The sequence below is a fragment of the Streptomyces phaeofaciens genome (assembly GCF_014648915.1).
GTDB lineage: Bacteria > Actinomycetota > Actinomycetes > Streptomycetales > Streptomycetaceae > Streptomyces > Streptomyces phaeofaciens.
In genome coordinates this window covers 85,154-108,174 of the sequence record NZ_BMSA01000007.1, presented here as the reverse complement: position 1 = coordinate 108,174, position 23,021 = coordinate 85,154, and the positions used below count along the sequence as shown (strand labels likewise).

Here is a 23,021-nt window from a genome sequence, read left to right as displayed (position 1 = left end):
GGGTGCGGCCCCGCCCGGAGCCCGGCGCCCGGTCATATCCTGGTCATGTCAGGCGCGGAGCCCGGCCCGGTCGCACTCGGCGCCGGACCCCGCCCCGCTCCCGTTTCTGCCCCGCTCCCGCTTCTGCTCAGCTCCCGCTTCTGCTCAGCGCCGGGCCTTGACCCGGTCGAGTGCCGCGACGCCGACCGCCGCCAGGCCGATCTGTATGAGCCACTCGATCCAGTCGACCCCGTCGGTGTCGGCCACGCCGATGCCGGCGGCGAGCGCCGAACCGATCAGCGCGGCCACGATGCCGACGGCGATGGTCCACAGGACACCGATCCGCTGGCGGCCCGGAATGGCCAGCCGCCCCAGGACACCGATGACGATGCCGATGAAGATGGCACTGATGAGGCCGTCGATCTCCATCCTCGCCCCTCCTCTGTTTGACCCGATGTCCTGCGTGTGCCCGCCGGAGACCGGGACAGTCCGTTCCGGGGCCGGTTGTCGACGGTATGGCGGGCGATATTGCCGCCGCTTGATGTTCAACCTTCCGCTGTGCCATGTACATTTCAATAGTTCCACGCGTGTAGAACCCTCGAACGTGGCGTCTACGCGCGCAGATCGGCGCCCGCACCCGCCTCTTGTCCCCACCCCTCACGGAGGTAAGCCGGATGCTCGGATCGCAGAGATCCCGCCGCAAGGTCACCACCCTCCTGACCGGCCTCGGACTGCTCGTCACCGGAGCGGCCCTCCAGGTCTCCACCACCGCCACCCCCGCGCACGCGGCCACCCCCCACCGCGTCCTGTTCGACAACGCCCACGCGGAGACGGCCGGCAACGCCGACTGGATCATCTCCACCAGTCAGCCCGACCCCCTCGGCCAGGACTCCTCCCCGTCCGCCGAGACCGACTGGACCGGCGCCCTCTCCTCCTGGGGCGTCGATCTCCAGGCGACCGGCGACTACAGCCTCAAGACCCTGCCCTCGGGCTCCAGCCTCACCTACGGCGGGACGGCGACGACCGACCTGGCCAACTTCGACACCCTGGTCCTGCCGGAGCCCAACACGCTGTTCACCACTGCCGAGAAGACGGCGATCATGAACTTCGTGAAGAACGGCGGCGGTCTGTTCATGATCTCCGACCACACCGGAGCCGACCGCAACAACGACGGCGAGGACGCGGTCGAGATCCTCAACGACCTGATGACGAACAACAGCGTCGACTCCACCGACCCGTTCGGCTTCTCGATCGACTCCCTCAGTGTGAGCTCCGGCTACCCGGCCGCCATCAGCGACAGCACCGACCCCGTGCTGCACGGCTCCTTCGGCACCGTCACCAAGAGCCTGATCGCCAGCGGCACCACCGCCACCCTCAAGCCGGCCGACAACTCCAGCGTCAAGGGCCTGCTCTACCGCAGCGGCTACTCCGGCAACACCGGCGCCTTCTTCGCCACCAGCACCTTCGGCAGCGGCCGCGTCGCCTTCTGGGGTGACAGCTCGCCCGTCGACGACGGCACCGGCCAGTCCGGCAACACGCTCTACGACGGATGGAACGACACCGGCGCCACCAACGCCCCGCTCGCCCTGAACGCCACCGAGTGGCTCTCCGGCGCGAGCGGCGGCGACGACGGCGGTGACGACGGCGGCTCGGGCACCTGCACCGCCGCGCAGCTCCTCGGCAACAAGGGCTTCGAGTCCGGCGCCACCACCTGGAGCGCCACGAGCGGCGTCATCACCGACTCCGGCAGCCAGTCGGCCCGTACGGGCTCGTACTACGCCTGGCTCGACGGCTACGGCACCGCGACCACCGACACGCTCTCCCAGCCGGTGACGATCCCGTCGGGGTGCACCACCGCGACCCTCAGCTTCTACCTGCACATCGACACCGCCGAGACCACCACCAGCACGGCCTACGACACCCTGAAGGTCCAGGTCCTCAACAGCTCGGGGACCGTGCTGAGCACCCTGGCGACCTACTCGAACCTCAACGCCGCCGGCGGCTACACGCAGCGCTCCTTCGGTCTGGCGAGCTATGCCGGGCAGACGGTGACGCTCAAGTTCACCGGTACGGAAGGGTCCACCCTCCAGACCTCGTTCGTCATCGACGACACCGCGCTCGACGTCGGCTGACCACGACGTCGGCTGACCACGACGTCTGCTGACCACGGCGGCGGCCGGGTCCGGGAGCGGCCCCGGCCGTCGCCGTCGTGCGGTGACCGATTGACGTGCAGGCAATCACCTGCATAACGTGGAGTGTGCGATCGGGAGACGACCCGGGGACCGACCCGGGCATGGACATGGTCTTCAAGGCGCTGGCCGACGACACCCGCAGACGGCTTCTGGACCTGCTGCGTGAGCGCAACGGCCGGACGCTGGGCGAACTGTGCGCGCCCATCGACATGGCACGTCAGTCGGTGACGCAGCATCTGGCCGTCCTGGAGGCCGCCAACCTGGTCGTCACGGTGCGGCGGGGGCGGGAGAAGCTGCACTACCTGAACCCGGTCCCGCTCCACGAGATCGAGGAGCGGTGGATCGGCAGGTTCGAGCGCCCGCGGCTGCGCGTGCTCTCCGACGTCAAGCGACGAGCCGAGGAAGCCATGACCGACAAGCCGACATTCGTCTACGTCACCTACATCGCCAGTACGCCGGAGAAGGTCTGGGACGCCCTCACCGACGCCGACCTCACCGCCGTCTACTGGGGCCACAGCAATGTCTCCGACTGGCGGACCGGCTCGCGCTGGGAGCATGTGCGCATCGACGGCTCCGGCATCGCCGACGTCGTCGGCACCGTGGTGGAGAGCGAGCGCCCGACCCGGCTGGTGACCACCTGGACCGAGCCGGAGAACGAGGGGCGCGAGGACATGTACTCCCGGGTCACCTTCGACCTCCGGCCGCACGGCGACATCGTCCGGCTCACCGTGACCCACGAGGACCTGCGCACCGAGCGCGACGTCGCGGACGTGTCCCTGGGCTGGCCGGCCGTGCTGTCCAACCTCAAGTCGCTCCTGGAGACCGGCCGGCCGCTGCCGCAGGAGCCGTGGTCGGTGCCGGCGGAGTGAGGTACGGACGCGGGCCGGCCGGTCCGCGGGGACCGGCCGGCCCGTCTTCCCGGCCTCTCGGCCTTTCGGCCTCTGTCGGAACTACGGCTTCGGGACGCTCCTCACCGCGGTGAGGGCGCACATCGCACCGAGGATCAGTGCCAGCGCGCCGATGATGATGTTGTTCACCACGACACCGGCGTCAGGGCTGTCGCCGACGATCCAGGGCGCGATGATCATCCAGACGCCGAGCGCGCACATGGCCCAGCTCAGGCCGTACATGCGTGCCGGGGCCGCGGTGAACCCGAGGGCCAGCAGGCCGATCGCGATCCCCACGATCAGGTTGTGGGTCACGAGGTCGGGCTGGCTGGTGGTGTAGTGCAGGATCCACGGGGATACGGCGCAGTACAGACCGAGCAGGAACACCGGTCCGTCCACGAGCGCCACATCACGACCACCGAGCATGCGGTCGTACCGTGCCCGCATCTCGGAAACATCGGGGTGAGTCGACATGTCACCCCGGGTGGGCGAGACGTTGGCCATGACTCGTCTCCTTTGACTTGCAGGCCTGACCGCGTCTGGTGCGGTGTGCGGTAAGCGCCGCGCAGGTTCATTCTGCGCTTATTTGGCCTTTATGTGTAGAGGTGGGACGGGGTGCGCAGAGGCCCGCCCTCGGAGGGCACCGACACCCTCCGAGGGCGAGGGGAGCCCTGTCGGACTCCCGGCGGCCGCACCGAGGGGATGGGGCGGCCCAGGGGTACTTCCGGCGGTGGACGACCTTCGGATGCACGTGGACGCGCTCCCGGTGCGGAATATGCTCGGGCCGGGGATGCAGCGTTTGTGCGTCGAATGGGAGTTCGGTCGGAGCGGGGGGCGCTCAGCCGTACGCCACCGGTTCCAGGCGGCCGCGCAGTCGTTGCAGGCCGCGCCGGGCGTGGCTCTTGACCGTGCCGAGGGGCCAGCCCGTGCGCTCCGCGATCTGGGTCTGGGTGAGGTCCTCGTAGAAGGCCAGCCGCAGGACCCACTGCTGGGGTTCGGGGAGCCGGGCGAGTTCGCCGCGGATCAGAACGCGTTCGAGGGCGGCCTCGGGACGCTCCCGGTCGGGGTCGGCGAGCGCGAGCCTGGCCCCGGCCGAGACGACGAGGTACCGGCGGCGGGCCCGGGCGGCGAGCGCGTCGGCGATCCGGCGGCGGGTGATGCCCACGATCCAGCCGCCGAGCGAGCCGCGCTCGGGCCGGTAGCCCGCGCGTCCCCGCCACACGCCGAGGAACACCTGCTGGGTGACGTCCTCGGCCTCCTTGGCGTCCCCCAGCGAACGCCAGGCCAGCGTGTGCACCATGGTCGACCAGCGGTGGTACACGGCGGCCAGGCAGGCCTCGTCGCCCGCCAGCAGGCCCCGGGCGAGTTCCTCGTCGGAGGGCGGCACCTCGGCCGCGGGCCCCTCGGTGGACGGGGCGGCGGACACGGTGGCGGACGGGGCGGCGGACACGGTGGCGGTCGGCTGCGGGCTCATGACGACGGCTCCTCATGTCGGGCGGGCTGTCCTCGGGCCGGTGCGGCCATCCTGCGAGCCGTACGGCCACTGCCTCAACATGCGTCGTTTCTGCGTCGTATCGCCGATATCGTCGCCCCATGAGCAAGTCCCCGAGCCGCGACAAGACCACCGGCAGTACCGACAGCGCCGACGACGACCACACCGGTGAGGCCGATGAGGGCGGTGGGCCCGGTGAGGGCGGCGCCACCGGGCTGACCACCGGCTCCCTGGCCCGCCGGCTCGGCGTGGCGCCCACCACCCTGCGGTCCTGGGACCGGCGTTACGGCATCGGGCCGGCCGTCCGCGCGGACGGCCGGCACCGGCGCTGGCGGCCGTCCGACGTGGCCGTCCTGGAGGCGATGTGCCGGCTGACGTCGTCCGGGGTGCCGCCCGCCGAAGCGGCCCGCGCCGCGAAGGAGGGCGCCGGCCGGCCCGTCGGGGACGCGCCGGGCGCGGTGCGCGAACGGACCCGGGCGGCCGGTGCGCTGCCGCTGGGCGGCGATGTCCGCCAGGAGTGCCGGGGCCTGGCCCGGGCCGCCGTACGGCTGGACGCGCCGGCCATGGCGGAGCAGCTGGACGAGGCTGTCGAACGGCACGGGCTCACTGTCGCCTGGCAGGAGGTGATGGTGCCGACCCTGCACGCGGTGGGGCGCAAGTGGGCGTCGTCCGGGGACCGTTACGTCGAGGTCGAGCACCTGCTGTCCTGGCATGTCTCCACGACCCTGCGCCGCGCCACCCGCCCGGCGGTACCGGGGAGCGCGGCGGGTGCGCCGGGGCCCGTGGTGCTGGCCTGCGTACCGGGGGAGCAGCACACCCTGCCGCTGGAGGCGCTCAACGCGGGACTCGGCCGACTGGGCGTCCCCACCCGGATGTTCGGCGCGGCCGTACCCGCCGAGGCGCTGACCGCGGCCGTGCAGCGGCTGGGCCCGGTCGCCGTCGTCCTGTGGGCCCAGGCCCGCTCCACCGCGAGCCCGGCCCTCGCCCGGCATCTCGCCGGAACCCGCTGGGGCGTCAGCGGGGCCCGGCGCACGCCGGCCGTGGTGATCGGCGGGCCCGGCTGGGCGGGCCGTTCGGCGGCGGGACTGTCACGGCCCACCGGGCTGCACGACGCGCTGGAGACGCTGGCCGGGGTGTACCGGACGGCGTGAGGCGCGCCCTGTGTGACGCCCCCGCCGTCCGGGGTCAGCCCAGCTTCTTCAGCAGCTCCGCCGCCAGCGGGACCGAGGAGGCCGGGTTCTGGCCGGTGATCAGGTTGCGGTCGACCACCACGTGCGGCGCCCACGGCTCGCCGACCTCGACCTCGACGCCGGCTTCGGTCAGACGGTCCTGGAGAAGCCACTCGGCCTTCTCGCCGAGGCCGGCCGCCAGCTCCTCGGCGTTGGTGAAGGCGGCCACCCGGTAGCCCGCGAAGGCGTTGGTGCCGTCCTCGGTCACCGCGGCCAGCAGCGCGGCCGGGCCGTGGCAGACGACGGCGAGCGGCCTGCCGGAGGCCAGGGCCCCGGCGAGGAGGCGGCCGGAGGCCGCGTCGACGGCCAGGTCCTCCATCGGACCGTGCCCGCCGGGGTAGAAGACGGCCGCGTAGTCGCCGAGGTCCACGTCCTCCAGCCGGACCGGCCGCTCCAGCTCCGTCATCGCGGCGAGCCCGGCGGAGATCCGGTCGGCGTTCTCCTGCCCGCCGTTGACCTCGGCCGCGAGGCTGCCCTTGTCCACCGGCGGGACGACACCGCCGGGCGTGGCCACGACGATCTCGTGACCGGCCGCCCGGAACGCCGTGTAGGGGGCGACGGCCTCCTCCGCCCAGAAGCCGGTGGGATGCAGGGTGCCGTCGGCGAGGGTCCAGTGGTCGGCGCCGGTCATCACAAAAAGGATCTTGGCCATGGGGAGTCTCCGGAAGAATCGGGTCCGAGGCTCCGGCAGCGGAGCGTCGGCGGGTGCGGACACCATCGAACCTAGGCCGCCGAGACATAGGGATCCAATGAGGATTCCAATCTCGGCCATAGGGTTTTCTATGGGTCGTGCCGGAATACTGGGAGCCGTGGAACACACCGACCACCTGGACCTCAATCTCCTGCGCACCTTCCTGGCCGTCTACCGCTCGGGCTCGTTCACCGGTGCCGCGCAACTGCTCGGACTGTCGCAGCCGACCGTGACGACACAGATGCGCACCTTGGAGCGGCAGGCCGGCCGGGAACTGTTCGAGCGGCGCCCGCGCGGCGTCGTCCCGACGCCCGTCGCCGACGAACTCGCCGCCCGGATCGCCCCGCCCCTCGACGAACTCGCCTCCGTGGCGGGCCCGCACCCCGCGACCGCCGGCCGGGCCGACCCCGTGCACCTGGCCGGGCCGGCCGAGCTGCTGTGCAGTCGTGTGCTGCCCGCCCTCGCGCCGTTGGTGGCCGAGGGCGTCCGGCTCCGCGTCGCGACCGGCCTCACCGACCACCTGCTGGAGGAACTGCGGGCCGGACGGCACGACCTGGTCATCGCCACCACCCGCCCGCGCGGCCGCACCCTGACCGCCGCACCGCTGATGGACGAGGAGTTCGTGCTGGTCGCCGCCCCGGTGTGGGCCGGGCGGCTCCGGGAGCGGCTGGCCGCCGAGGGGCCCTCGGTGCTCCACCCCGTGCCGCTGGTGACGTACGCCGAGGATCTGCCGATCGCCCGCCGCTACTGGCGGCACGTGTTCGGCCGCCGGCTGTCCTGCCCGGCCGCGGTGACCGTGCCCGATCTGCGAGGGGTGCTCGCCGCGGTCGTCGCGGGCGCCGGCCTCACCGTGCTGCCCCGCTATCTCTGCCTCGACGAACTGGCCTCCGGCGCGCTCGTCCCGCTCCACGAGCCGGAGGACCCGCCGATCAACACCGGCTTCCTGGTCCAGCGCCCCGGCTCCCTGGAGAACCCCGATGTGCGGCGGGTCCGGGAGCGGCTGCTGAGCGTCGCCCGCACCTGGTGAGGGTCCCGTTCCGCCGAGGACACCTATCTGACTAGTCAAAAAAGTGAGTAGGGTGGGCGCGGAGAGACACTCAGCGAACGGGGGCCCGCCCATGGCCGGTACGGAGACGACGCGAACCTCGCAGAGCGCGGGGGGCGAGGAGAGCACGCGAGGCGAGGACAGCGGCGACACCACGGCCCCGCCGTACGCGCGCTACGTCGCCCTCGGCGACAGCCAGACCGAGGGGCTCGGGGACGGCGACGACACCGTCGGCCTGCGCGGCTGGGCGGACCGTCTCGCCGAACTGCTCGCCCTGCACCACCCCGGCCTGCGGTACGCCAACCTGGCCGTACGCGGGCGGACCGCGGGCGAGATCCACGCCCAGCAGCTCGCCCCGGCGCTCGCCCTGCGCCCCGACCTCGTCACCGTGGTCGCCGGGATGAACGACCTGCTGCGCCCCCGCTTCGACGCCGACGAGGTCGCAGGCCACCTCCGGGCGATGTTCGCCGCGCTCACCGGGCAGGGCGCCCGGGTCGCCACGCTCACCTTCCCCGACCTCGCCCGCATCACCCCGCTGGCCCGCCCGCTCGCGCCACGGGTCGACGCCCTCAACACCCGTGTCCGGCAGGCGGCGCAGGAGTACGGCGTCGTCGTCGCCGAGACCGCGCACCACCCCGTGGTCACCGACCCCCGGCTGTGGAGCACGGACCGGCTGCACGCCTCCCCGCTGGGCCATGAACGGATCGCCGCCGCCATGGCGTACACCCTCGGGCTGCCCGGCAGCGACGACACCTGGAACCGCCCGTTCCCGACCCCGTACCCGGCGCCGGCCGGCTGGCGGGCCGCCCGCGCCGAACTCCGCTGGGCCGGCGGCTTCCTGGGCCCCTGGCTCGGCCGCCGCCTGCGCGGCCGCTCCTCCGGCGACGGCCGCACCGCCAGACGCCCGGACCTCCTGCCCTGGGCTCCTTAGGGAGCGGCCCTGTTCTCGTCCCGTTCGCGCGCCCGCCGGAAGCGGGCGAGGCCTTCGGAGAGGTCGACGAGCGGGTCCGGATAGTCGAGCGCCGCCCGGTCCAGCCCCGGCAGCTTCCACGGCTCGTGCACGGCCGGCCCCGCCACCTCCGCCAGTTCGGGCACCCAGCGCCGTACGTACGCCCCGTCCGGGTCGTACCGCTTCGCCTGGGTGACGGGGTTGAGGACCCGGTTGGGGCGGGAGTCGGTGCCCGTGCCGGCCATCCACTGCCAGTTGAGCTGGTTGTTCGCCATGTCCCCGTCGACCAGCAGGTCCAGGAAGTGCCGGGCGCCGACCCGCCAGTCGACGTACAGCGTCTTCGTGAGGAAACTCGCGGTCAGCAGCCGGCCCCGGTTGTGCATCCAGCCCTCGTGGCGCAGCTGGCGCATCGCCGCGTCCACGACCGGGTAGCCGGTGCGGCCCTCCCGCCACGCCTCGATGTCCTCGGACGCCGTCCGCTCCGTACGCCAACGGTCGCGCTTGGTGCGGTAGTCGGCGGCCGCCGCGTCCGGCCGGGCGGCCAGCACCTGGCGGTGGAAGTCGCGCCAGGCGACCTGCCGGACGAACGCCTCGGCGCCCGGACCACCCGCCGCGCGCGCCCGGTGCACCAGCTCGACGGGGGAGAGGGTGCCGAAGTGCAGATGCGGCGACAGCCGGGAGGTCGCGTCGCCGAACAGGTCGTCGTGCCCGTCCTCGTAGCCGGCGATGCCCGAACGCAGCCAGGCGGCGAGCCGCTTGCGGCCCTCCGTCTCGCCCCCGGCCGCCAGCCCCGGCGACAGACCGGACAGCCCCCGGCGCGAGGGCACCGGCTCCGAGCCGATCCCGTCCGGCACCCGTACCTTCCGGGGCGCGCCCAGCGTGTCGCGCTGCCGCCACCGCGACCAGTGCCCGAAGTACGGCGTGAACACCGCGAAGTGGTCCGAGGAGGCCGGGGCCACCGCGCCCGGGTCCACGGCGGAAGTCACCGTGTCGTGGACGTGCAGCCGCACCCCCTCCGCCTCCAGCGCCCGCCGCAGCCGCACCTCGCGCAGCTGGGCGTACGCGCTCACGTCGGCCGCCAGATGGACCTCGTCGGCGTCCGCCTCGGCCGCCACCCGGCACACCTCCGCCACCACGTCCCCGGAGCGCACCACCAGCCGCCCGCCCCGCTCGCGCAGCCCTTCGTCGAGGTCGTGCAGGCAGTCGGCGAGGAACGCCAGCCGGTTCGGGGCCGCGAACCCGGCACCGGTCACCGCCCGGTCGCGCACGAACAGCGGAACCACCTCCCGCGCACCCTCCAGGGCGGCGCGCAGCGGCGGATGGTCGTGCAGCCGCAGGTCGGAGGTGAACAGGACGACCGAGACGTTCATCGACGGGCTCCGGGAGAGGAGGGACGGGCCATGCGCTTCTTCCGGGGAGCGGCGCCCCGCGGATGCGCCGGGCGCCGGCCGGTGCCGGTGGTCACCCCGCGGGCGCCGGCTCCCGCGCCGTCGCGTCCGCCACCGCCGCCCGGGCGATGTTGCGGGCCATCCCGCCGAACACGACCGCGTGGAAGGGCGACACGCTCCACCAGTAGGCGTGCCCGAGCAGCCCGTGCGGATGGAACAGGGCGCGCTGGCGGAACCGGGTGCGCCCGGTGTCGTCGGTCTCCGCGTACATCTCCAGCCAGGCCAGGCCCGGCAGCCGCATCTCCGCCCGCAGCCGCAGCAGCCGCCCCGGCTCGATCTCCTCGACCCGCCAGAAGTCCAGCGAGTCGCCCACCCGCAGCCGGGCGGCGTCCCGGCGCCCCCGGCGCAGGCCCACCCCGCCCGCCAGCCGGTCCAGCCACCCGCGTACGGCCCAGGCGAGCGGGAAGGAGTACCAGCCGTTGTCCCCGCCGATACCCTCGATGACCCGCCACAGCGAGGCGCGCGGGGCGGCGACGCACAGCTCGCGGCGGTCGGTGTAGAGGCTGCCGCCGGCCCAGTCGGGATCGGTCGGCAGCGGGTCGCTGGGAGCGCCGGGCAGGGAGGCGGACGACCAGCGGGTGGCGACCTTCGCCTCGCGCACCCGCCGCAGGGCGAGCCGTACCGCCTCGTCGAAGCCGACCGGATGGCCGGGCGGATCCGGCACGTACCGCGCGATGTCGTGCTCGTGGCAGACCACCTCGTGCCGCAGCGACTCGGTGAGCGGCCGGGCGATCGACGCGGGCACCGGTGTGACCAGGCCGACCCAGTGGCTGGACAGGCCCGGCGAGAGCATCGGCACGGGCAGGATGATCCGCTTCGGCAGCTCCGCGACGGCGGCGTAACGGATCATCATCTCGCGGTACGTCAGGACGTCCGGGCCGCCGATGTCGAAGGTCCGGTTGACGTCCCCGGGCAGCCGGGCGCCGCCGACCAGCGCGCGCAGCACGTCCCGGACCGCGACCGGCTGGATCCGGGTGTGCACCCAGCTCGGGGTGACCATCACCGGCAGCCGTTCGGTGAGGTAGCGCAGCATCTCGAAGGAGGCCGAACCCGAGCCGATCACCACCGCCGCCCGCAGCACGGCCGTCGGCACACCGGACGCCAGCAGGATCCGGCCGACCTCGGCGCGCGAGCGCAGATGCGCCGACAGCTCCCGCTCCGGGACACCCCGCGGGGTGAGTCCGCCCAGATAGACGAGGCGGCCCAGGCCCGCCTCCCGGGCCCGCTCCCCGAAGATCCGCGCGGCCCGCCGGTCGGTCTCCTCGAAGTCCCCGCCGGTGCCCAGCGCGTGCACCAGGTAGTAGGCGACATCGGTGCCCCGCATCGCCCGGGCGACCGATCCGGCGTCCGTGACGTCGCCCTGGACCACCTCGACGTCATCGGCCCAGGGGTGGTCCCGCAACCGTTCCGGGGAGCGGACGAGACAGCGCACGCGCACCCCCGCCGCCAGCAGTTCGGGGACGAGCCGGCCGCCGATGTAGCCCGTGGCACCGGTCACCAGACAGAGCGGCCCGGTGCCGCGGTCGTCTTCCGCCATCGCTCCTCGGCCCTTCGCGTCGGTGTTCCCCCACCGATCACTTCCCCCCGGAGAGCGGTCATGGATGCGCCGACCGGCACGTCACCGCGCGATCGGGTGAACAGCGACGGGCGACTACGCTGACGGCGTGGCCACAGCGAACGACCAGGAACAACAGACGGGGCACGGGGGGTCCGGCGCGTCCGCGCCCCGGACCGACCTGCACGCCTTCGCCGTCGCACTGCGCCGGATGAACGGCGAGATCAACCGCCTGGTGTACGCGTTCGCGGGTGACCAGGGACTGCACGCGACGGACGTCCAGGCGCTCGCGGCGATCCTGGACGCGGAGACGCCCATGACGCCCAAGGGCCTGCGCGAGCACCTCGGGCTGACCTCCGGGGCCGTCACCGCCTGTGTGGACCGGCTGGAGCGTGCCGGGCATGTGCGCCGGGTGCGGGAGAGCGCCGACCGCCGTGTGGTCCACCTGTACTACGCGGCCGACGCGCGGTCGGCCGCCCGCACCCACTTCCGGCCGCTCGCCGAGGCGGCCGAAGCGGCCCGCGCCCGGTTCACCGACGACGAGCTGGCCGTGGTGGTGCGCTTCCTCGCGGCGATGAACGAGGAACTGACGAACGAGGGCCCGGGGACCGGCACGTCCGGCCCACGCTGACGGACCCACGCGTCCGGCGCGGCCCGCATCCGGGGGCCGCGTTCCGGCGGAAGAGTACGTACCCCCTATGATCACGCACATTGACAATGTCAATCATTGAGATTGTTTTTCATCGAGGAGCCTGGAGCACCATGTCCACCACCCCTCGACGCGCCCGCCGGCTCGTCCCCCTTCTGCTGATCGCCGTATGGCTCGTCGTCGGAGGCGTCCTCGGACCCTTCGCCGGACGCCTCGGTGAGGTCGCCACCAACGACCAGGCGGCGTTCCTGCCGCGCAGTGCCGAGTCCACCGAGGTCGTCGCCGCCCAGCGGGCCTTCCGGCAGGACGAGACACTGCCGGCGATCGTGGTGTGGACCGGCACCGGCCTGGCGGAGCGGCGTGCCGAGGCCGGCCGGGTCCTCGCCTCCCTGACGGGCACCGACGGGGTCACGGGACAGGTCTCGCCCGCGGTGCTCTCCGAGGACGGCGAGGCGCTCGAAGGCGTGGTGCCCCTGCGCCCCGACCTGGGGGACGGCCTCGCGGGCACCCTCGACCGGATCCGCTCGGCCGCCGAGACCGTCCCCGGCACCACCGTGCACCTGGCGGGCCCCGCCGCCGGCCAGGCGGACCTGGCCGACGCCTTCGCCGGCATCGACGGCCTGCTCCTCGTCGTCGCGCTGCTCACCGTGCTGGTGATCCTGCTGCTCGTCTACCGCAGCGTCCTGCTCCCGCTGGTCATCATCGTCGCCGCGGTGCTCGCCCTCGGCCTCGCCTGCGCGATCGTGTACGCGCTCGCCGACCACGACGTCGTGCGCGTCGACGGACAGGTCCAGGGCATCCTGTCGATCCTCGTCATCGGCGCCGCCACCGACTACGCGCTCCTGCTCACCGCCCGCTACCGGGAGGAACTCGCCACCCGCGCGGACCGCGCCGAGGCCATGCGGGCAGCGCTGAAGCAGTCCTGGGGCGCCATCGTGGCCAGTGCCGCGACCGTCGCCCTGGGACTGCTCGCCCTGCTGTTCAGCGACCTCACCAACAACCGCGCGCTCGGCCCCGTCGGCGCCATCGGCATCGGCTGTGCCGTCGTCACCACCCTGACGTTCCTGCCCGCCGTCCTCGTCGTGCTGGGCCGCGCCGCCTACTGGCCCGCCAGGCCCGGTGCCCGGCCCGCGTCCGAGGGGGCCGGCGAGGGTGTGTGGCGGCGCGTCGCGGACCTCGTCGACCGGGCCCCGCGCCGGGTGTGGGCGATCACCCTCGCCGTACTGCTGGCCGGTGCCGCCTTCGCGCCCGCGCTCACCTCCAAGGGCGTCCCCCTCGACGAGACCTTCGTGAACGACGCCCCGTCCGTCGCCGCCCAGCGGACACTGGGCGAGCACTTCCCCGGCGGCTCGGGCAACCCCGCCGTGGTCGTGGCGAACGCCGACCGGCTGGAGCGCGTGCTCGCCGTGGCCCGGGACACCGAAGGTGTCGCCGCGGCGGCCGGCGTGACCGGGTCAGGACGCCCCGGCGGCGATCCGCTGGTCGTCGACGGACGCGTCCGCGTCGACGTCACCTTCGCCGCCGCCGCGGACAGCGACGCCGCCAAGCGGACGGTGGCACGGCTGCGGACCGCCCTGCACGCCGTCCCCGGCGCCGACGCCCTCGTCGGCGGCTACACGGCCCAGCAGTACGACACCCTGCGCACCGCCGAACGCGACCGCACGCTGATCGTCCCCGTCGTCCTCGCCGTCATTTTCCTCATCCTGACCGGGCTGCTGCGCTCCCTGCTGCTGCCCGCCCTGCTGGTCGCCACGGTGGCGCTGAACTTCCTCGCCACGCTGGGAGTGTCCGCGGTCGTCTTCCGGCAGGTGTTCGGGTTCACCGGCACCGACCCGTCCGTGCCCCTCTACGGGTTCGTGTTCCTGGTCGCGCTGGGCGTCGACTACAACATCTTCCTCATGTCCCGGGTCCGCGAGGAGTCCCTGCGGCACGGCGTGCGCCAGGGCGTCCTGCGCGGGCTGGTCACCACGGGCGGGGTCATCACCTCCGCGGGCGTGGTGCTCGCCGCGACGTTCGCCGCGCTGGGCGTGATCCCGCTGGCCTTCCTCGCCCAGATCGCCTTCATCGTGGCGTTCGGCGTCCTCCTCGACACGCTCGTGGTGCGCTCGCTGCTCGTACCGGCCCTGGTACGGGACCTCGGAGCGCGCGCCTGGTGGCCGGGCCGCCTCGGTCACGCCGGCACCCCCGCCCACGAGGACGGTCCGGCCGACGGGACCGTCGGCGACGACGGGCGCGGTCCGGCCGGCGGAAGCGGTCGCGTCGACGCCGGTGCCCCGGCCGGCGGGAGCGGGCCGCGCTCGGCGTGAACATGCTCGCGCCGATCCGGGGCAAGCGGTCCTTACGACGGGTTGTCCGCCGCGAGGGTGGAGGTGCTGCGGCCATGGGCGCGAAAGTACTGGAACGGTTTCCCGCGGGGGCCCCGCGCGGTTCGTGGCCGGCGGAGGAGTACGCGGCCCGCCGCCGCGCCGAGGGCCTCCCCGCGACCGTGGTCATGGATCTGAGATCCGATGCCTTTCTCGTCGTGGTCCCCGCGGTGGAAGAGGACTGAGCGGCGCCGGTGAAATCCCGGGGTCCGCGATACGAGACCTGTCCGCTCTTTCCTTGACTGCCGCGACCGGCGACTGTCACGATCAACGGCATGAAGATGCGACTGGACCTCACGCGGCGACGCCATGTCGACCTCGCGCGCGTCTCCAGCGCCTCCTGTTGCGCCGCGGCCTGATCCCCTCCGCAGCTCCGCCGCGCCTTCCCGCGTGTCGCCCCCGCGTTTCACCTCCTGCTTTCCCTTTCCTTTCACCCCTCCTTTTCCGTCGCCTTTCCCTCGCCTTTCCCCCGGTGTGTTCCCGCCCGAATTCACCGTGACCGCGCACCGGTGAGCCCTTCGGTGCCGCGTGCATTCGGTGTGCCCGGAAACGTTCCGCACCAGGAGCCCGCACCACTCGAAAGAGGACCCATGGCCACCGTCCTGTCCGTCTCCGGCAGCCCCTCCGCCTCCTCCCGCACCGGTCGGCTGCTGCGCCACCTCGACCAGCGGCTCACCGCCCTGGGCCACCAGGTCGTCCCGCTCGACGTCCGTACGATCCCGGCCGAGGCCCTGCTCGGCGCGGACTTCCGGCACCCCGCGATCGTCGAGGCCACCGAACTGTTCGCGCGCGCCGACGGCGTCGTCGTGGGCACCCCCGTCTACAAGGCGTCCTACTCCGGAGTCCTCAAGGCGCTCCTCGATCTGCTCCCGCAGTACGCGCTCACCGGCAAGACCGTGCTGCCCCTGGCCACCGGCGGCTCCACCGCCCACGTCCTGGCCATCGACTACGCCCTGCGGCCCGTCCTGAACTCCATGGGCGCCGCCCACATCGTGCAGGGCTGGTTCACCCTCGACAAGGACATCACCGCCCACGACGACGGCACGATCACCGTCGCCCCGGCCGCCACCGAGGCGCTCACCCAGGTCGTCGACCAGTTCTCGGCCGCTCTCGTGCGCACGCCCTACCTGGCGGCGGCGAGCTGAGCGCGACGGCCGACCCCGCCATCGCCGACGACGCCCTCGACGGGAGACCCCGGATGTCCCTCACCTTCCACTGGTTCCTGCCCACCAACGGCGACAGCCGCCATGTCGTCGGCGGCGGCCACGGCACCCCGGCCACCGCCTCCGGACGGGACCGGCCGCCCACGGTCGCCTATCTGAGCCAGATCGCCCGCGCCGCGGAGGACCTCGGCTTCCTGGGCGCGCTCACCCCGACCGGGGCCTGGTGCGAGGACGCCTGGCTGACCACCGCCATGGTCAGCCGGCACACCGAGCGGCTGAAGTTCCTCGTCGCCTTCCGGCCCGGGTTCCTCTCGCCGACGCTCGCCGCGCAGATGGCGTCCACCTTCCAGCGGCAGACCGGCGGACGGCTGCTCCTCAATGTGGTCACCGGCGGCGAGAGCCACGAGCAGCGGGCCTACGGCGACTTCCTCGACAAGGACGACCGGTATCGCCGTACCGGTGAATTCCTGGAGATCGTCCGGGAGTTGTGGCAGGGCAGGACGGTCGGTCTGAAGGGCGAGCACCTCCGGGTCGAGGACGCCGCGCTGGCCCGGGTGCCGGACCCGGTGCCCGAGGTGTACTTCGGCGGGTCCTCGCCGATCGCCGGGGAGATCGCCGCACGGCACGCCGACGTCTACCTCACCTGGGGCGAGCCGCCCGCCCAGGTCGCCGGGAAGATCGCCTGGATCCGGGGACTCGCCGCCCGGCAGGGCCGCATCCTGCGGTTCGGGATCCGGCTGCACGTGATCACCCGGGACACGTCCGAGGAGGCGTGGGCGGAGGCGGGCCGGCTGCTCGACGGGTTCGACCCCGAGACCGTGCGGTCGGTGCAGGCCGGGCTGGCGCGCAGCGAGTCCGAGGGCCAGCGGCGGATGCTCGCGCTGCACGGCGGCGGCCGGGACGGTCTGGAGATCCACCCCAACCTCTGGGCGGGCATCGGGCTGGTGCGGGGTGGCGCGGGCACCGCCCTGGTGGGGAGCCACGAGGAGGTGGCCGAACGGATCAAGGAGTACGCGGCGCTGGGGATCTCCGAGTTCGTGCTGTCCGGCTATCCGCATCTGGAGGAGGCGTACCGGTTCGGCGAGGGGGTGCTGCCGCGGCTCGCCGGAGAGGGGCTGTGGAGCCATCCCGACGACAGGCGGGACACGTCCGTGCGGGTGCCGTTCGCCGGATGAGCGGGGCCGACCGGTGGCACGGGGTCCGGGTCCGCGGACCGGACGCGACCGGTGGCACCCGCGTCGCTACGGGGCCAGGGCGTTCAGATGCGCACGGCGTGACTCCCGCGTCTGGCCCTGGACCAGGAGGAACAGGGCCTCCCGCGCCAGGCGCTGGGCCCGGTGCGTCAGCAGCATCGTGCGGCCCCCGCCCGTCACCACCGCGGCCGTCGTCGCCGCCTGGAGGACCTCGTACGCCTGCGTCCTGAGGGCCAGGCGGTCCTTCACGTGCTCGTGGGGTGCCGCCTCGTCGGCCAGGGCGTAGGCCTCGCGGCGCACCCGCTCCAGCCGGGAACCCAGGGCGGTCGCCGTCTCCTCGTCCAGGAGGGTCAGGGCCGCCCGCGCGATCCCGAAGACGGCCGGGTTGGCGTTCACCGTCTTCTCCCGGTCCGCCGCCGCCCAGCGCTCGTACGGGACGCGCAGGACCACCGCCTCCTCCGGGAGCCGCAGGCCGTCCAGGCCAAGGGACACCGTACGGGCCGCGGTGAGGGCGGCCAGGCGCATCGGGGCCGACGCCCGCAGGCCCGGCTGCTCCCGCGCCTCGGTGAAGGCGAACAGGGCCTCGCCCTCGTCCGTCACCCCGGCGAGCAGCATCACGTCGTTCAGGCCCCACCCCGTGTACCAGGGCACCGTGCCGTCGAAGCGCAGGCCGCCCCGGTCCCGGGTCACCCGGACCGGGGTGCGCGGGTACGACCGCAGATGGGCGTAGGCCACCCCGGACAGCAGCTCGCCGCTCGCCAGCCGGCCCAGCAGGCGCTCGCGCACCGGGCTCTCGCTCCGCGCCAGGGTCAGCACCGGGGTGTGGTGCTGGGTCTGCACGAACCAGGTCGAGCAGCAGGCCCCCGCGAGGATCTCCGTCGTCTCGCGGAACACCGCGCCGGACGCCGCGGCCCCGCCGTACTCGCGCGGCGCCTGTAGCCCGAGCAGGCCCGAGCGCCGGATCTCGCCCAGATGGCTCACCGGCACCTCCGTCCGGTCGACCTCCTCGGCGTGCGGGGCGAGCAGGTCGTCGGCGAGGCTGCGGGCGCGGGTGACGAGAGGGTGCGGTGCGGTCATGAGCAAGATTCTTTCCCGTTTTCCCGTTCTCCACGGCGCGGGGTGTCGATCCGGGGGAACGCCGTTCGTGTAGGAGGTGAGAGAACGGCACGACGCCCGAGAGGACGTCACGCACCAAGGAGGACGTCATGCAGCACTACCTGCTCAGCGTGGTCCAGCCGGCCGGCGGAGAGCCGCCCGCCCCCGACGAGCTGGCCGAGATCATGCGCCGGGTCGAGGCCTACAACGACGAACTGCGCGCCGCCGGCGCCTGGGTCTTCGCGGGCGGGCTGCACGGCCCGGAGACCGCCACCGTACTGCGGCCGAGGGACGGCGACGTGCTCGTCACCGACGGGCCGTACGCCGAGGGCAAGGAGTACCTCGGCGGGCTCTGCCTGATCCGGGCCGCCGACCTGGACGAGGCCCTGGAGTGGGGCAGGAAGGCCGCCCTCGCCACCACCCTCCCGATCGAGGTGCGTCCCTTCGCGGGCGAGCACTGATGGCGGACCCCGTGGACGTCGAGGCCGTCTTCCGCGCCGAGTACGGGCGCGCGGTCTCCGTCCTCGTCCGTCTCCTCGGCGACATCGGCCTCGCCGAGGAGGCGGTCCAGGACGCCTTCACCACGGCCGTCCGGCGCTGGCCGGAGACCGGCGTGCCGCCCAGTCCCGCCGGATGGATCGTCACCACCGCCCGCAACCGGGCGCTCGACCGGCTGCGCCGCGAGTCCACCCGCGACGCCCGGCACGCCGAGGCCGCCCGGCTGTACGCCCCCGACCCGCCCGTGGAGGAGGGCCCCGTGCGCGACGACCGGCTCCGGCTGATCTTCACCTGCTGCCATCCCGCGCTCGCCCCGCAGGCACAGGTCGCCCTGACCCTGCGGCTCCTCGGCGGGCTCGGCACCGCCCAGATCGCCCGCGCCTTCCTCGTCCCCGAGCCGACCATGGCCCAGCGGCTGGTCCGCGCCAAGGCGAAGATCCGCGACGCCCGCATCCCGTACCGCGTCCCGCGCGACGCCGACCTGCCCGACCGCCTGCACGGTGTCCTCGCCGTCGTCTACCTGATCTTCAACCAGGGATACGAGGGGGACGCGGACCTGTGCGCGGAGGCCGTACGGCTCGGCCGGCTGCTCACCGGCCTGATGCCGGACGAGCCCGAGGCCACCGGCCTGCTGGCGCTGATGCTGCTCGTCGAGTCCCGCCGGGCCGCCCGCGAGGACGCCGACGGCACGCTCGTACCGCTGCCCGAGCAGGACCGCGACCTGTGGGACCGGGACCTGGTCACCGAGGGGCAGGATCTCGTCCGGCGCTGCCTGCGCCGGGGCAGCCCGGGCCCGTACCAGATCCAGGCCGCCGTCCAGGCCGTGCACAGCGACGCGCCGCGCGCCGACGCCACCGACTGGGGCCAGATCCTGCGGCTGTACGACCAGCTCATGGCGGTGGCCCCGAGCCCGGTCGTCGCGCTCAACCGCGCGGTCGCGGTCGCCGAGGCCGAGGGCCCGGAGCCGGCACTGGCCCTCCTGGACGGCCTCGGCCTCGACGGCTACCACGTCTTCCACGCGGTCCGCGCCGACCTGCTGCGCCGCACGGGCCGTACGGACGACGCCGTACGGGCCTACGGAGCCGCCCTGGCGCTCGCCGAGAGCCCGGCCGAACGGGCCTATCTCGACGGGCGGCTGCGCGCGCTCACACGCTGAGCGCCTCCCGTACCGACCGCTCCGCGTCCCCGCCGCCCTCCCCGGACGAGGTGACCCGGCCGGCCTCAAGGACGTAGTACCGCTGGGCGGCCCGCATCGCGAAGCCCACGTGCTGCTCCACCAGCAGCACCGAGAGCCCGCCCCGGGCCGCCAGGGCGAGGACGGTTTCCTCGATCTCGGCGACCACCGACGGCTGGATGCCCTCGGTCGGCTCGTCCAGCAGCAGGATCCTCGGCTCCGTCACCAGGGCCCGCGCGAGGGCGAGTTGCTGGCGCTGTCCGCCCGAGAGCAGTCCCGCCCGCCGCCCGGAGAGCGCCCTGAGCGCCGGGAACAGGTCCAGTGCCTCGGCGACCGCCTCCCGGCCGCGCCGGCGGCCGTCCGCGACCAGCTGGAGGTTCTCGGCGGTGGTGAGGTGCGGGAAGGCCTGCTGGCCCTGCGGTACGTACGCCATGCCGCGCGCCACCCGCTCGTGCGGCCTGCGCCGGGTGATGTCCTCGCCGTCGAGCCGGACCGTGCCGCCGGTGGGCGTGAGCAGTCCGACGGCGGCCCGCAGCAGGGTGCTCTTGCCCGCGCCGTTGTGTCCGAGCACCGCCGCGACCCCGTTCGCCGGCACCTCCACGGAGACGCCGTGCAGCACCGTGCTGCGGTGGTAGCCGACCCGGACGTCCTCGATCTCCAGCATCACGCCTCCCGTACGGCCAGGTCACCGGCGTCCTCGGTGGCCGCGTGCCCGAGGTACACCTCCTGCACCTTCGGGTCGGCCTGCACCTCGGCCACCGTGCCCTCACTGAGCACCCGGCCCGCGTGCAGCACGCTGACGCTGCGCGCGAAGGACCGCATGAAGTCCATGTCGTGCTCGATGACGACGACCGTGCGCTCCTCGCTGATCCGCCGGAGCAGTTCGCCGGTGGCCTGCCGCTCGTCGTGGCTCATACCGGCCACGGGCTCGTCGAGCAGCAGCAGCCGCACGTCCTGCACGAGCAGCATGCCGATCTCCAGCCACTGTTTCTGGCCGTGTGCGAGGGTCCCGGCGGGGGAGTCGGCCAGCTCGGCCAGCCCGACCGTGTCCAGCGCCGTCGCGACCTCCTCCGGGACGGACGTACGGCGCCGGAGCATGGTCCAGGCCCCGCGGCCCGCGCCGGCCGCGATGTCCAGGTTCTGAAGGACCGTCAGCTCCTCGAACACGGTGGCCGTCTGGAACGTCCGTCCGACACCCGACCGGGCGATCCGGTGCACACTGCGCCCCAGCAGCTCCTCGTCGCCGAACCGCACCGAGCCCCGGGCCTTCACCAGACCGGTGACGGCGTCCACCAGGGTCGTCTTGCCGGCGCCGTTGGGCCCGATCAGGAACCGCAGATCGCCCGCGCGCACATCGAGGTCGACCCCGTCCACGGCCGTGAAGCCGTCGAAGGACACCCGCAGCCCGCGTATCTCCAGCCCGCTCATGCCGCCTCCCCCACCGTGACGACGGCCGCCTTCGCCGGGGCCGTGGCCCCGCGCCGCCGCAGAACCTTCGCGAGCGAGGCGAGACCGCCCGGCAGGAAGGCCAGCGCCACGACGAACAGCAGCCCCTGGAAGTACGTCCACCCCGCCGGGAACTCCTCCGACAGCGCGGTCTTCGCCCAGGCGACCGCGATCGCCCCCAGCACGGCCCCGACCAGGCTGGCGCGCCCGCCGACCGCCGCGCCGATCACGAACTCGATGGACGGGACGATCCCGATCAGCGCCGGCGAGATGATGCCGACGGCCGGCACGAACAGCGCGCCCGCCAGGCCCGCCATGCCTGCGGCGACGACGTACGCGACGAGTTTGACGTTCGCCGGGTCGTACCCGAGGAAGCGGACCCGCTCCTCCGAGTCCCGTACGGCGACCAGGAGTTCGCCGTACCGGCTGTGGATCAGCTGGCGGGCGAGGGCGATCAGCAGGAGCAGGGCGGCGGCGATGACGAAGTACACCATCCGCTGGTTGACCGGATCGTCGAGGGCGTAGCCGAAGAAGCCCTGGATGTCGGTGAGTCCGTTGGTGCCGCCGGTGGTGGCCTGCTGGCCGACCAGCCAGATCGCGAAGGCCGAGGCGAGCGCCTGGGAGAGGATCGCGAAGTAGGCGCCCTTGACCCTGCGGCGGAAGACGAACAGACCGAGCAGCGCGGCGACCGCCATCGGCAGCAGGACCGTGGCCGCCAGCGCGAACACGGGGTTGCCGAACGGGCGCCACCACCAGGGGAGTTCGGTGGCCGTGCCGTAGAGCTGCATGAAGTCGGGCAGGTTGCCGGGGCCCGCGTCGGCGATCTTCAGATGCATCGCCATGGCGTAGCCGCCGAGCCCGAAGAACACGCCCTGGCCGAGCGTGAGCAGCCCGCCCCGGCCCCAGGCGAGGCAGATGCCGACGGCGACCATGGCCATGCACAGGTACTTGGCGAGCAGTCCGAGCCGGAAGTCGGAGAGGGCCGCGGGGGCGACGGCGAACAGTGCCACGGCCGCGCCCGCGAACCCCGTCCAGGCCCGCGCGGACCGTCCTTTCAGCAGGTTCATACGAGACTCCTCGTGCGCAGCGTGTACAGCCCCTGGGGCCGCCACTGGAGGAACGCGACGATGGCGACCAGGACCAGCACCTTGGCGACGGAGACGGTGGTGGAGTACTCCAGCACCGCCTGGAGCACACCCAGCACGAAGGCGACGATCACACTGCCCCTGAGCCGGCCGATCCCGCCGACCACGATCACCAGGAAGGCGTCGATGATCACGTTGGTGCCCATCGTCGGCCCGATCGGACCGACCAGGGTGAGCGCCACCCCGGCGACGCCCGCGAGCCCCGAGCCGATGAAGAACGCGGTGCGGTCGACCCGGGCGGTGGAGATGCCGGAGACCTCCGCCAGGTCCCGGTTCTGCACGACCGCCCGGATCCGGCGGCCCAGCGGGGTCAGCCGCAGCGTCAGCGAGAGCGCGACCACGGCCGCGATCGCCAGGCCCAGGATGAACAGCCGGCTGGTGGCGAAGGTGAGCGGATCCGCGCCGCCGATCACGGTGATGTTCCCGGTGAGCGCGTCCGGTGCCCGGGTCTGCACGTTCGGTGCGCCGAAAATGTCCCGGGCGAGTTGCTGGAGCATCAGGGAGACGCCCCATGTGACGAGAAGAGTGTCCAGCGGACGGAGATACAGCCGGCGAATCAGCAGCCATTCCAGCAGTGCGCCGAGCGCCCCCGACACGAGAAAAGCGACGGGAAGAGCGACGATCAGCGAAATTCCCGCGCTCGAAATGGACTTCTGAAGGACGTATGTGGTGTAGGCGCCCGCCATGATGAACTCGCCGTGGGCCATGTTGATGACGTTCATCTGGCCGAAGGTGAGCGACAGGCCGAGCGCGATGAGCAGCAGGACGGCACCGATCGAGATGCCGGTGAAGGTCTGACCGAGGATCACGGTCATACGGCGGCTCCGG

The 23,021-nt window shown here is 73.3% G+C and carries 24 protein-coding genes; 13 read left to right on the top strand and 11 right to left on the bottom strand.

Annotated features, from left to right (window positions below):
* Positions 1-144 precede the first annotated feature (144 nt).
* Entirely contained in the window at positions 145-408 is a 264-nt protein-coding gene (locus tag IE275_RS14920) for a GlsB/YeaQ/YmgE family stress response membrane protein (protein WP_189711745.1), read from the bottom strand.
* Between the two features lie 245 nt (positions 409-653).
* On the opposite strand from IE275_RS14920, the gene IE275_RS14915 reads away from it, so the two are divergent.
* Positions 654-2,111, top strand: a complete 1,458-nt coding sequence (locus tag IE275_RS14915) for a M6 family metallopeptidase (protein WP_189711744.1) — start codon at positions 654-656, stop codon at positions 2,109-2,111.
* Between the two features lie 161 nt (positions 2,112-2,272).
* On the top strand, positions 2,273-3,040 hold the full coding sequence (locus IE275_RS14910) for an ArsR/SmtB family transcription factor (RefSeq protein WP_189711887.1): 768 nt from the start codon (positions 2,273-2,275) through the stop codon (positions 3,038-3,040).
* A gap of 81 nt (positions 3,041-3,121) precedes the next feature.
* Here the strand turns inward: IE275_RS14910 and IE275_RS14905 are convergent, their stop codons facing one another.
* Both IE275_RS14905 and IE275_RS14900 read right to left on the bottom strand, forming a co-directional pair.
* Positions 3,122-3,562, bottom strand: a complete 441-nt coding sequence (locus IE275_RS14905) for an SPW repeat protein (protein ID WP_189711743.1) — start codon at positions 3,560-3,562, stop codon at positions 3,122-3,124.
* A gap of 334 nt (positions 3,563-3,896) precedes the next feature.
* Positions 3,897-4,532, bottom strand: coding sequence for a sigma-70 family RNA polymerase sigma factor (locus tag IE275_RS14900; protein ID WP_189711742.1), 636 nt, complete (start codon positions 4,530-4,532; stop codon positions 3,897-3,899).
* 119 nt (positions 4,533-4,651) lie between these two features.
* Between IE275_RS14900 and IE275_RS14895 the strand changes: the two genes are divergently transcribed.
* Positions 4,652-5,701, top strand: a complete 1,050-nt coding sequence (locus tag IE275_RS14895; RefSeq protein ID WP_189711741.1) for a MerR family transcriptional regulator — start codon at positions 4,652-4,654, stop codon at positions 5,699-5,701.
* 34 nt (positions 5,702-5,735) lie between these two features.
* Here the strand turns inward: IE275_RS14895 and IE275_RS14890 are convergent, their stop codons facing one another.
* On the bottom strand, positions 5,736-6,431 hold the full coding sequence (locus IE275_RS14890) for a type 1 glutamine amidotransferase domain-containing protein (protein WP_189711740.1): 696 nt from the start codon (positions 6,429-6,431) through the stop codon (positions 5,736-5,738).
* Between the two features lie 130 nt (positions 6,432-6,561).
* Between IE275_RS14890 and IE275_RS14885 the strand changes: the two genes are divergently transcribed.
* Complete coding sequence (locus IE275_RS14885) at positions 6,562-7,497, top strand: LysR family transcriptional regulator (protein ID WP_189711739.1); 936 nt, start codon at positions 6,562-6,564, stop codon at positions 7,495-7,497.
* Positions 7,498-7,588: 91 nt separating this feature from the next.
* The gene (locus IE275_RS14880; RefSeq protein WP_189711738.1) at positions 7,589-8,446 is read left to right on the top strand and encodes an SGNH/GDSL hydrolase family protein; all 858 of its coding nucleotides are present in this window, start codon (positions 7,589-7,591) and stop codon (positions 8,444-8,446) included.
* On the opposite strand, the gene IE275_RS14875 is transcribed toward IE275_RS14880, so the two are convergent.
* Together IE275_RS14875 and IE275_RS14870 are read right to left on the bottom strand one after the other, a co-directional pair.
* Positions 8,443-9,834 carry a cryptochrome/photolyase family protein gene (locus tag IE275_RS14875; protein ID WP_189711737.1) on the bottom strand — a complete coding sequence of 464 codons (1,392 nt, stop codon included), beginning with the start codon at positions 9,832-9,834 and terminating at the stop codon, positions 8,443-8,445. The genes IE275_RS14880 and IE275_RS14875 overlap by 4 nt on opposite strands.
* Positions 9,835-9,925: 91 nt before the next feature.
* The gene (locus tag IE275_RS14870) at positions 9,926-11,449 is read right to left on the bottom strand and encodes an SDR family oxidoreductase (RefSeq protein WP_189711736.1); all 1,524 of its coding nucleotides are present in this window, start codon (positions 11,447-11,449) and stop codon (positions 9,926-9,928) included.
* Between the two features lie 127 nt (positions 11,450-11,576).
* On the opposite strand from IE275_RS14870, the gene IE275_RS14865 reads away from it, so the two are divergent.
* From IE275_RS14865 to IE275_RS14845, 6 genes are all read left to right on the top strand, one after another.
* Positions 11,577-12,098 (top strand): MarR family winged helix-turn-helix transcriptional regulator, encoded by a 522-nt coding sequence (locus IE275_RS14865; RefSeq protein WP_189711735.1) that lies wholly within the window; start codon positions 11,577-11,579, stop codon positions 12,096-12,098.
* 131 nt (positions 12,099-12,229) lie between these two features.
* A complete protein-coding gene (locus tag IE275_RS14860) occupies positions 12,230-14,422 on the top strand; it encodes an MMPL family transporter (RefSeq protein WP_189711734.1) in 2,193 nt (730 codons plus the stop codon).
* Between the two features lie 74 nt (positions 14,423-14,496).
* Positions 14,497-14,664: a DUF8839 family protein gene (locus IE275_RS14855; RefSeq protein ID WP_189711733.1), complete on the top strand. Its 168-nt coding sequence runs from the start codon at positions 14,497-14,499 to the stop codon at positions 14,662-14,664.
* Between the two features lie 90 nt (positions 14,665-14,754).
* Entirely contained in the window at positions 14,755-14,838 is an 84-nt protein-coding gene (locus tag IE275_RS47225) for a putative leader peptide (RefSeq protein ID WP_350760414.1), read from the top strand.
* A 231-nt stretch (positions 14,839-15,069) separates the two neighbouring features.
* A complete protein-coding gene (gene ssuE, locus IE275_RS14850; protein ID WP_189711732.1) occupies positions 15,070-15,624 on the top strand; it encodes an NADPH-dependent FMN reductase in 555 nt (184 codons plus the stop codon).
* 53 nt (positions 15,625-15,677) lie between these two features.
* Positions 15,678-16,817: an LLM class flavin-dependent oxidoreductase gene (locus IE275_RS14845; protein ID WP_189711731.1), complete on the top strand. Its 1,140-nt coding sequence runs from the start codon at positions 15,678-15,680 to the stop codon at positions 16,815-16,817.
* A 66-nt stretch (positions 16,818-16,883) separates the two neighbouring features.
* Here IE275_RS14845 and IE275_RS14840 read toward each other — a convergent pair whose 3' ends face one another.
* Complete coding sequence (locus tag IE275_RS14840; RefSeq protein WP_189711730.1) at positions 16,884-17,912, bottom strand: acyl-CoA dehydrogenase family protein; 1,029 nt, start codon at positions 17,910-17,912, stop codon at positions 16,884-16,886.
* 128 nt (positions 17,913-18,040) lie between these two features.
* On the opposite strand from IE275_RS14840, the gene IE275_RS14835 reads away from it, so the two are divergent.
* Positions 18,041-18,391 (top strand): YciI family protein, encoded by a 351-nt coding sequence (locus IE275_RS14835; protein ID WP_189711729.1) that lies wholly within the window; start codon positions 18,041-18,043, stop codon positions 18,389-18,391.
* Positions 18,391-19,584, top strand: coding sequence for an RNA polymerase sigma factor (locus tag IE275_RS14830; protein WP_189711728.1), 1,194 nt, complete (start codon positions 18,391-18,393; stop codon positions 19,582-19,584). The genes IE275_RS14835 and IE275_RS14830 overlap by 1 nt, the downstream gene beginning before the upstream one ends.
* Here IE275_RS14830 and urtE read toward each other — a convergent pair.
* From urtE to urtB, 4 genes are read right to left on the bottom strand one after another with little or no spacing between them, the layout of a single operon-like run.
* The gene (urtE, locus tag IE275_RS14825; protein WP_189711727.1) at positions 19,574-20,266 is read right to left on the bottom strand and encodes an urea ABC transporter ATP-binding subunit UrtE; all 693 of its coding nucleotides are present in this window, start codon (positions 20,264-20,266) and stop codon (positions 19,574-19,576) included. The genes IE275_RS14830 and urtE overlap by 11 nt on opposite strands.
* On the bottom strand, positions 20,266-21,030 hold the full coding sequence (gene urtD / locus IE275_RS14820) for an urea ABC transporter ATP-binding protein UrtD (protein ID WP_189711726.1): 765 nt from the start codon (positions 21,028-21,030) through the stop codon (positions 20,266-20,268). Before urtD ends, urtE begins: the two co-directional genes overlap by 1 nt.
* The gene (gene urtC / locus IE275_RS14815) at positions 21,027-22,115 is read right to left on the bottom strand and encodes an urea ABC transporter permease subunit UrtC (RefSeq protein ID WP_189711725.1); all 1,089 of its coding nucleotides are present in this window, start codon (positions 22,113-22,115) and stop codon (positions 21,027-21,029) included. The genes urtD and urtC overlap by 4 nt, the downstream gene beginning before the upstream one ends.
* Positions 22,112-23,008 carry an urea ABC transporter permease subunit UrtB gene (urtB, locus tag IE275_RS14810; protein WP_189711724.1) on the bottom strand — a complete coding sequence of 299 codons (897 nt, stop codon included), beginning with the start codon at positions 23,006-23,008 and terminating at the stop codon, positions 22,112-22,114. The genes urtC and urtB overlap by 4 nt, the downstream gene beginning before the upstream one ends.
* Between the last annotated feature and the right edge of the window lie 13 nt (positions 23,009-23,021).

Excerpts from the sequence above, each read along its gene's own strand:
- IE275_RS14905 (WP_189711743.1), bottom strand. The coding sequence starts at position 3,562 with ATGGCCAACGTCTCGCCCACCCGGGGTGACATGTCGACTCACCCCGAT.
- IE275_RS14855 (WP_189711733.1), top strand. The coding sequence starts at position 14,497 with ATGGGCGCGAAAGTACTGGAACGGTTTCCCGCGGGGGCCCCGCGCGGT.
- ssuE (WP_189711732.1), top strand. The coding sequence starts at position 15,070 with ATGGCCACCGTCCTGTCCGTCTCCGGCAGCCCCTCCGCCTCCTCCCGC.
- urtD (WP_189711726.1), bottom strand. The coding sequence starts at position 21,030 with ATGAGCGGGCTGGAGATACGCGGGCTGCGGGTGTCCTTCGACGGCTTC.
- IE275_RS14835 (WP_189711729.1), top strand. The coding sequence starts at position 18,041 with ATGCAGCACTACCTGCTCAGCGTGGTCCAGCCGGCCGGCGGAGAGCCG.
- IE275_RS14880 (WP_189711738.1), top strand. The coding sequence starts at position 7,589 with ATGGCCGGTACGGAGACGACGCGAACCTCGCAGAGCGCGGGGGGCGAG.
- urtB (WP_189711724.1), bottom strand. The coding sequence starts at position 23,008 with ATGACCGTGATCCTCGGTCAGACCTTCACCGGCATCTCGATCGGTGCC.
- IE275_RS14860 (WP_189711734.1), top strand. The coding sequence starts at position 12,230 with ATGTCCACCACCCCTCGACGCGCCCGCCGGCTCGTCCCCCTTCTGCTG.
- IE275_RS14870 (WP_189711736.1), bottom strand. The coding sequence starts at position 11,449 with ATGGCGGAAGACGACCGCGGCACCGGGCCGCTCTGTCTGGTGACCGGT.
- IE275_RS14915 (WP_189711744.1), top strand. The coding sequence starts at position 654 with ATGCTCGGATCGCAGAGATCCCGCCGCAAGGTCACCACCCTCCTGACC.
- urtC (WP_189711725.1), bottom strand. The coding sequence starts at position 22,115 with ATGAACCTGCTGAAAGGACGGTCCGCGCGGGCCTGGACGGGGTTCGCG.
- IE275_RS14885 (WP_189711739.1), top strand. The coding sequence starts at position 6,562 with ATGGGTCGTGCCGGAATACTGGGAGCCGTGGAACACACCGACCACCTG.
- IE275_RS14875 (WP_189711737.1), bottom strand. The coding sequence starts at position 9,834 with ATGAACGTCTCGGTCGTCCTGTTCACCTCCGACCTGCGGCTGCACGAC.
- IE275_RS14830 (WP_189711728.1), top strand. The coding sequence starts at position 18,391 with ATGGCGGACCCCGTGGACGTCGAGGCCGTCTTCCGCGCCGAGTACGGG.
- IE275_RS14845 (WP_189711731.1), top strand. The coding sequence starts at position 15,678 with ATGTCCCTCACCTTCCACTGGTTCCTGCCCACCAACGGCGACAGCCGC.
- urtE (WP_189711727.1), bottom strand. The coding sequence starts at position 20,266 with ATGCTGGAGATCGAGGACGTCCGGGTCGGCTACCACCGCAGCACGGTG.
- IE275_RS14920 (WP_189711745.1), bottom strand. The coding sequence starts at position 408 with ATGGAGATCGACGGCCTCATCAGTGCCATCTTCATCGGCATCGTCATC.
- IE275_RS14840 (WP_189711730.1), bottom strand. The coding sequence starts at position 17,912 with ATGACCGCACCGCACCCTCTCGTCACCCGCGCCCGCAGCCTCGCCGAC.
- IE275_RS14900 (WP_189711742.1), bottom strand. The coding sequence starts at position 4,532 with ATGAGCCCGCAGCCGACCGCCACCGTGTCCGCCGCCCCGTCCGCCACC.
- IE275_RS14890 (WP_189711740.1), bottom strand. The coding sequence starts at position 6,431 with ATGGCCAAGATCCTTTTTGTGATGACCGGCGCCGACCACTGGACCCTC.
- IE275_RS14910 (WP_189711887.1), top strand. The coding sequence starts at position 2,273 with ATGGACATGGTCTTCAAGGCGCTGGCCGACGACACCCGCAGACGGCTT.
- IE275_RS14895 (WP_189711741.1), top strand. The coding sequence starts at position 4,652 with ATGAGCAAGTCCCCGAGCCGCGACAAGACCACCGGCAGTACCGACAGC.
- IE275_RS47225 (WP_350760414.1), top strand. The coding sequence starts at position 14,755 with ATGAAGATGCGACTGGACCTCACGCGGCGACGCCATGTCGACCTCGCG.